Origin of the sequence: Algoriphagus sp., from assembly GCF_024642405.1 — a bacterium.
In the GTDB taxonomy this organism is placed as follows: Bacteria; Bacteroidota; Bacteroidia; order Cytophagales; family Cyclobacteriaceae; genus Algoriphagus.
Map to the genome: position 1 here is coordinate 1 of NZ_JAHEBC010000196.1, position 7,147 is coordinate 7,147.

Genomic DNA, 7,147 nt, shown 5'->3' on the forward strand with positions numbered 1-7,147 from the left:
TCAAAAGAAGAACTGAAAAATAAGCTTGAATCCCAAAAAAATAAAATCCAATGCTTTGTTTCTGACACAAATTATTGGACAGATGCTATTTCGTTTGGAAATGCTCAAAACCCCGAACCATGGGAATATGCAGATCAAGTTGACACATTAAAATTTCTAATTGAATTAAATTAAATAGTGTTTGGAGCTTTGGGCAAGCGTATGCAGGAATTTGGTTCCTTAATTAAGTACATTAATCACTTCTAAAACTCTTTATTTTTCTCAACATATTCACTGACTAAAACCAGACCTAGTCCAGTTTCGGCTTCTTTTTGTTGACCTTTTGGAGTAAAAGTATCTCATTTAAGACTTCTGACTGAAGTGTTTTCTGGTAAGGATTTTTAACTAGTAATTAAAGAATATTTGTATATCCGCCTTCATATCACTGGCCGAAAAAATATTCGATATAAGCATAATTTTATCTGCTATCTACTGTAGCCTGTGGTCATTGGACGAATATTCGCAAGCCATAAATCTTAATACAAGAATACTGGCAGAATTGCGGATATTCATAAAAGAATAATATTAAGTTTAAATTCTAATCTTAAAAAGCCGCCATCTTCAAATTGATTAAAAACAAACAAAAACTTTCTTTCCCAACTCCATTTGAACTTGTCATTTGGATTACGATTTTTTGTTTTTTTCTGGTAGTTTTTCTTTCCAAGACCTCTGGTCACACCATTTTGGAGAGAATAAATGCATCTATAAATTACTGGCAATTAGGTTTTTTTAGCCTATTGGGGTTTACTCTTCAAATGATGATGATTTTAGTTTTTGGGTATGCATTGGCGGTTTTTAAACCAATGCATGATTTTTTAAACCGAATTGCCCAAATTCCAAAAAATAATTTGCAGGCAGTTTTAAGTACAGGTAGCATAACTATGCTTGCAGGTCTTTTGAATTGGGGTTTCGGATTAATTATAGGAGCATTACTAGCTAGATTCATTTCTGTTGCCCTAGAGGAGAAAGGTGAGAAAGCGAACTTTTCATTAATAGCATCTGCAGGATATCTGGGTATGGCAGTTTGGCATGGCGGACTATCGGGATCTGCACCTTTAAAAGTTGCTGAACCGGATAATTTTTTAGTAACTATTACAGGAGTCATCCCAATAGAAGATACAATTTTCAGTTTTTTTAACCTATTGATTACCGGAGGCTTGATCCTTGTATTTCTGCTTGTTTTGGTTTTTTGTGAAAAGTATGTTTCCTGGCCTAATCAGAAAATAAACCCAGATCCCTTTCTACCGATTAGTGGTAGCAAATCATTGAAATTTGGTGGAATAATTGGTTTAGGAATATTGCTGATACTAGGGATCAATTATTTTTCAGGAACTATTCTTGAAAATTCATCAATTGATCTGAATTTTGTGAATTTCGCACTTTTCGGATTAACGCTTTTTGTTTATAAGTCTATCTCCAAGTTTACAGCGGCAGTTACTTCCGGGCTAAAAACTTCTGTTGATATATTTATACAATTTCCTTTTTATGCTGGGATTTTAGGATTATTGACAAAGTCGGGGCTTTTGATTGAGTTTTCAAATCATTTGGTTTCATTTTCAGATCAGCAATCAATTCCGGTAATTTCGTTTTTCTCTGCTGCCATAATAAATACTTTAATCCCCTCAGGAGGTGGGCAGTGGGCTGTTCAGGGACCAGTTTTGATGGAAGCAGGAAAAGTATTGCAAGTGCCATTTGAGAAGTTGGTTATGGCTTTCTCATATGGAGACCAAATCACAAACTTACTACAACCGTTTTGGGCATTACCTCTATTGGCTATTACAGGAGTGAAACCCAAAAACATGTTTAAATATTGTTTTATACTTTGTCTATCGGGATTGGTTTACTTAAGTCTAGCCATCTATTTCTTCCTTTAAAACCCCAATAAGTTTTGAAAATGGTTTAAAATTAGGATAAACCCCTCTTTTGAGATTATGTGGAGCTACCGAATATTGGGGTATATTTCTATATTTGCCCTAGTAAAAACAGAACCTTTTAATTCAACAAAAATACCTTTACAAATGGCATTTGATATAGAAATGATCAAGGAAGTGTACGCAAAGTATCCTGAGCGTATCGCAGCTGCCAGGAAGGTGGTTGGAAAGCCACTTACTTTAGCAGAGAAAATACTTTACGCTCATCTTTGGGAAGGAGATGCAACACAAAGCTTTGAAAGAGGGAAATCGTATGTGGATTTTGCACCAGATAGAGTGGCCATGCAAGATGCGACAGCACAGATGGCTCTTTTGCAGTTTATGCAGGCTGGAAAAGATAAAGTAGCAGTTCCCTCAACTGCACATTGTGATCATTTGATCTTGGCACAAAATGGAGCGAAAGAAGATTTGAGAAGCTCTTTAACTGCCAGTGGTGAGGTATTTAACTTTTTAGAGTCAGTTTCTAACAAATATGGAATTGGTTTCTGGAAGCCAGGAGCAGGTATTATTCACCAAGTAGTTCTTGAAAACTATGCATTCCCCGGAGGAATGATGATTGGAACAGATTCTCATACCGTAAATGCAGGAGGATTAGGAATGGTTGCCATTGGAGTTGGTGGAGCAGATGCTGTGGACGTAATGGCAGGTATGGCTTGGGAACTAAAGTTTCCAAAATTGATCGGAGTAAAGCTGACCGGAAAAATGAATGGTTGGACTTCTGCGAAAGATGTGATTTTGAAAGTGGCGGGTATACTTACAGTAAAAGGAGGCACTGGTTGTATTGTTGAATATTTTGGGGATGGTGCAAAATCACTTTCTGCCACCGGCAAAGGAACAATCTGTAACATGGGTGCTGAAATTGGGGCTACTACTTCTACTTTCGGCTATGATGAGTCCATGGAACGTTATTTGAAGGCAACTGATCGTGCGGATGTGGCAGAGTTGGCTAATAAGGTAAAAGAACATCTTACTGGAGATGATGAGGTTTACTCAAACCCAGAAAAATATTTTGATCAGGTAATAGAAATTGATCTGACTACTTTAGAGCCTCATATAAACGGGCCTTTCACTCCAGATAGAGCTACACCAGTTTCTCAAATTCGAGCTGAAGCGGAGAAGAACGGTTGGCCTACAAAAGTAGAATGGGGTTTGATCGGTTCATGTACTAACTCTTCTTATGAAGATTTGTCTAGAGCTTCATCCATTGCTAAGCAGGCTGTTGACAAAAAGCTAAAAACTAAAGCTGAATTTGGGATTAACCCTGGGTCTGAACAAGTAAGGTTTACGGCAGATAGGGATGGTTTGTTGAAAATTTTCACGGATTTGGATGCAACTATCTTTACTAACGCCTGCGGACCTTGTATCGGTCAATGGGCTAGAGCAGGAGCGGATAAAAAAGAGAAAAACACAATTGTTCATTCATTCAACAGAAACTTTTCAAAGCGTGCAGATGGAAACCCTAATACTCATGCTTTTGTAACTTCTCCTGAAATGGTTGCTGCTATCGCAATTTCTGGAGACTTAGGTTTCAATCCATTAAAAGACACATTGGTTAATGCCGATGGTGTGGAGGTGAAGTTAGATCCGCCAGTAGGGGATGAACTTCCAGAAAAAGGATTTGCAGTAGAAGATAATGGATATCAAGCTCCGGCAGAAGACGGAAGTGGAGTTGAGGTAGTCGTGAAGCCAGACTCTAATAGACTTCAGCTATTAGACCCATTTGCTCCTTGGGATGGTAAAAATATTACAGGCGCAAAGTTGTTGATCAAAGCATTTGGGAAGTGTACTACAGATCATATTTCTATGGCGGGACCTTGGTTAAGATTTAGAGGGCATTTGGATAATATTTCTGATAACTGTCTGATTGGAGCTGTTAATGCATTTAATGATGCCACCAATTCTGTTAAGAACCAGTTGACTGGTGAGTATGGGCCAGTACCAGCTACTCAAAGAGCTTATAAAGCAGCTGGCGTTCCCACTATTGTTGTTGGAGACCATAACTATGGTGAGGGTTCTTCTAGAGAGCATGCGGCGATGGAACCAAGACATCTAGGCGTGAAGGCTGTTTTGGTAAAATCTTTCGCCAGAATTCATGAAACTAACTTGAAGAAACAAGGAATGCTTGGTTTGACTTTTGCGAATGAAGCAGACTACGATAAGATTCAGGAAGATGATACAATTAACTTCTTGGATTTGGAGCAGTTTGCTCCGGAAAAACAACTGACTCTTGAATTTGTACACATTGATGGAACCAAGGATATCATTAAGGCAAATCACACCTACAATGAAGCGCAGATTGAATGGTTTAAAGCCGGATCCGCATTGAATTTGATAAAAGCAAAAGCATAATTTTCAACTTACCTTATTTGAAAGCCGGAATATTTAAATGTTCCGGCTTTTTTTGAGTTCAGTTATTTTTTGTGATAAAAATAAAAATTTGCCACCCTTAATAGAAATTAATCTATTCATCCAAAAATCTAATTGCAACAATTAGATAAAGATTTTTTTTATACAATAATCTGTATTTATAAATTAAAATATTTGTTATGAAATGCAATTAGGTGTATGTTTGCGCTTCTGGTTAATTAAAAACCTTAAAACATAAAAAGATATCAGAAATTCGCAGAATTTTCCAATGCAAGAAAAGGGTATTAATAGCACCTTCAAAAAAATAATTTCTGAGTCCTCGGAAATGGTTTTCCTTGCAGACAATACTTTCCCAAATAGTATTTTCTATACTAATAAATCATTTCAGTCTCAAATCGGTGATTCACTAAAAGAAAAGACTTTGGCAGGTTTAGGTCTTGATATGAATGCCTATCTGTATAAAGAAGATCCGATTCTGACTTTTAATGGGAAAAAGTATATTTTTAGAATGGAAACACCTGATGAAAACGGGTCCAACTATTTTCTATTCCATAAGGGAAAAGAGATTAAAAATTCTGATTGGCCATCTATCAATGAGCTAAAGAAATTTTTTAGTTCTACTAAAGATATTATGGCTATAGGGAAGGGGGATCAGCTAACTTTTATTAACGGAGCAGTTTCAGATATTCTAGGTTATGAGGCCCAGGAATTATTAAATAGAAAGGTCTGTAGTCTGATTCCCAAAGACGATTTAGATAAGTTAAAATTATTATGGAGAAGTAATGGTGGGGGAGCTCAAAGGACTTTTTTTGAGACAACGATAATTTCTAAACAAGGTGATCTTAAAACGATCGAATGCTCTGTTCAGTTTATTAAAGATCATTTTTTTATTATTGGCCGCGATATTTCAGAAAAGGCTAAGAATAAATTATTGGAAAAACTGTTGATTGAATCACCAGATCCTTTAATGATTGTATACCCTGACGGTAAAATATTTCTGGCAAATTCAGAAGTTAAAAAGTTGTTTGGTTTGAAAATAGAAAAAGAACTTACCCATTTAAGTGAGTTAGGAGTTCTTTTCGATGATTCAGAAATATGGAATGATTGGATACATTATGAAGAAAAAGATGCTACTGTTCAACGCTTTTCATCTTTGTTGTTGAACGCTGAAGGAAAACAACTAACTCTGGAAATTGCATCTAAATTTATTTTATCAGCAGAACAAGGGTTAATTAGTTTAACATTTAGAAATATTTCAGAGAAAGTTAGTCTAGAAAAAAATCTTGAAGAAAATAGTGAATTTTTAAAGAATCTGACTGATCAAGTGCCAGGAGGATTATATCAAATGTTGTTAGGATCAGACGGGAAAATGAAATTTTCTTTCCTTTCAAAAGGCATCGGTAACGTTTTGGGAATAAATCCTGAAGAAATAAATGATTTTGAAGATATTTCCGACGCAATTTCTAGGATCCACTCATTAGATATTCCAAAAGTTATCATGAGTGCAGTGGCTTCTGCCAGAAAACAAGAACCTTGGCAATGTCAATTTAGGGTGAAAGTAGATTTTGATGATACTAAATATAGGTGGGTTCTAGGTGCAGCAAGACCACAAGTTCTTTCAAATGGGGAATTGGTTTGGTATGGATATTTAACTGACATTAGTAATCAAAAGGAGTTTGAGGCTAAGTTGGATGAAGCAAGAAAAACAGCAGAAAAGGCAAGTCAAATCAAATCTGATTTCCTTTCAATGATCAGTCATGAGTTAAGAACTCCATTGAATGCTATTGCTGGTTCTACCTATTCCCTTCTTCAGGAACATCCAAGCGATTCACAAAAAACAGAGTTAAATACCATAAATTTTGCCGTTGATAATTTGATCATTATGATCAATGATTTACTTGATTTCCAAAAGATCGAAGCTGGGAAATTAAAGATTGAGAAAAATCCATTTAATATTCAAAATTTAGTAAATCAGATTATTAAAGGTTTGTCTTTTCATGCAAGAGATAGTGAAAATAAGTTAGACCTTAAAATTTCTCAGGGGCTGGATATTTGGTTGAAAGGAGATAAAACAAGATTATCGCAAGTTTTAAACAACCTAATAACAAATGCGCTGAAATTTACCAAAGCAGGCAATGTAGATGTAACTGTTTTGTTAAAAGATTTCAAGGACAATCAGGTAAAAGTATATTTCGAGATCAAAGACACTGGAATCGGAATTGACAAAACGAATCAAGAGTTGATTTTTAACGATTTTGATCAAGTTAAGCCATCATTCAGTACAAAATATGGTGGAACTGGTTTAGGCCTTTCTATCACTCGTAAACTTTTGAATTTGATGGGGGGTACTATTCAATTAGAATCGGAAGTTGGTAAAGGGAGTCGTTTTTATTTCGAACTGGATTTTGATCTTGATGAGGAGCAGTCATTCTTAAAAAAGTCTAAAAAAGAGGACTTTACAGAGCCAGGAACATTAAATTTATTGATGGCAGAAGATAACGATGTAAATGCCTTAGTCCTTGGTAAAATTATTAAGAAGTGGGGCTATTGTTATGAGAGGGTTTATAATGGTGAAGAGGCAATTAAGGCTGTTGAAAAAAAGAAATTTGACTGTGTTTTAATGGACATTCAAATGCCTGTGATGGATGGGTTTGACGCTACTGTCGCTATAAAATCATTTTCTGATATACCTATAATTGCGCTTACTGCGGCTTCCAAATTGGAGATTATGGATAAAATTGATGAATGCGGATTTGACGGGTTTGTAGCAAAGCCAATTGATGCTGTTGAATTATTTAAGAAAATAAATG

General features: G+C 35.7%; 3 protein-coding genes. All 3 read left to right on the plus strand.

Going from position 1 to position 7,147, the window contains the following annotated elements:
- The first annotated feature begins 605 nt into the window (after window positions 1-605).
- The gene (locus Q0L68_RS13765) at window positions 606-1,913 is read left to right on the plus strand and encodes a TIGR00366 family protein (protein ID WP_296704214.1); all 1,308 of its coding nucleotides are present in this window, start codon (window positions 606-608) and stop codon (window positions 1,911-1,913) included.
- Window positions 1,914-2,057: 144 nt separating this feature from the next.
- The gene (locus Q0L68_RS13770) at window positions 2,058-4,319 is read left to right on the plus strand and encodes an aconitate hydratase (RefSeq protein WP_296704216.1); all 2,262 of its coding nucleotides are present in this window, start codon (window positions 2,058-2,060) and stop codon (window positions 4,317-4,319) included.
- Between the two features lie 343 nt (window positions 4,320-4,662).
- A partial coding sequence (locus Q0L68_RS13775; RefSeq protein ID WP_296704219.1) for an ATP-binding protein occupies window positions 4,663-7,147 on the plus strand: 2,485 nt, incomplete at its 3' end.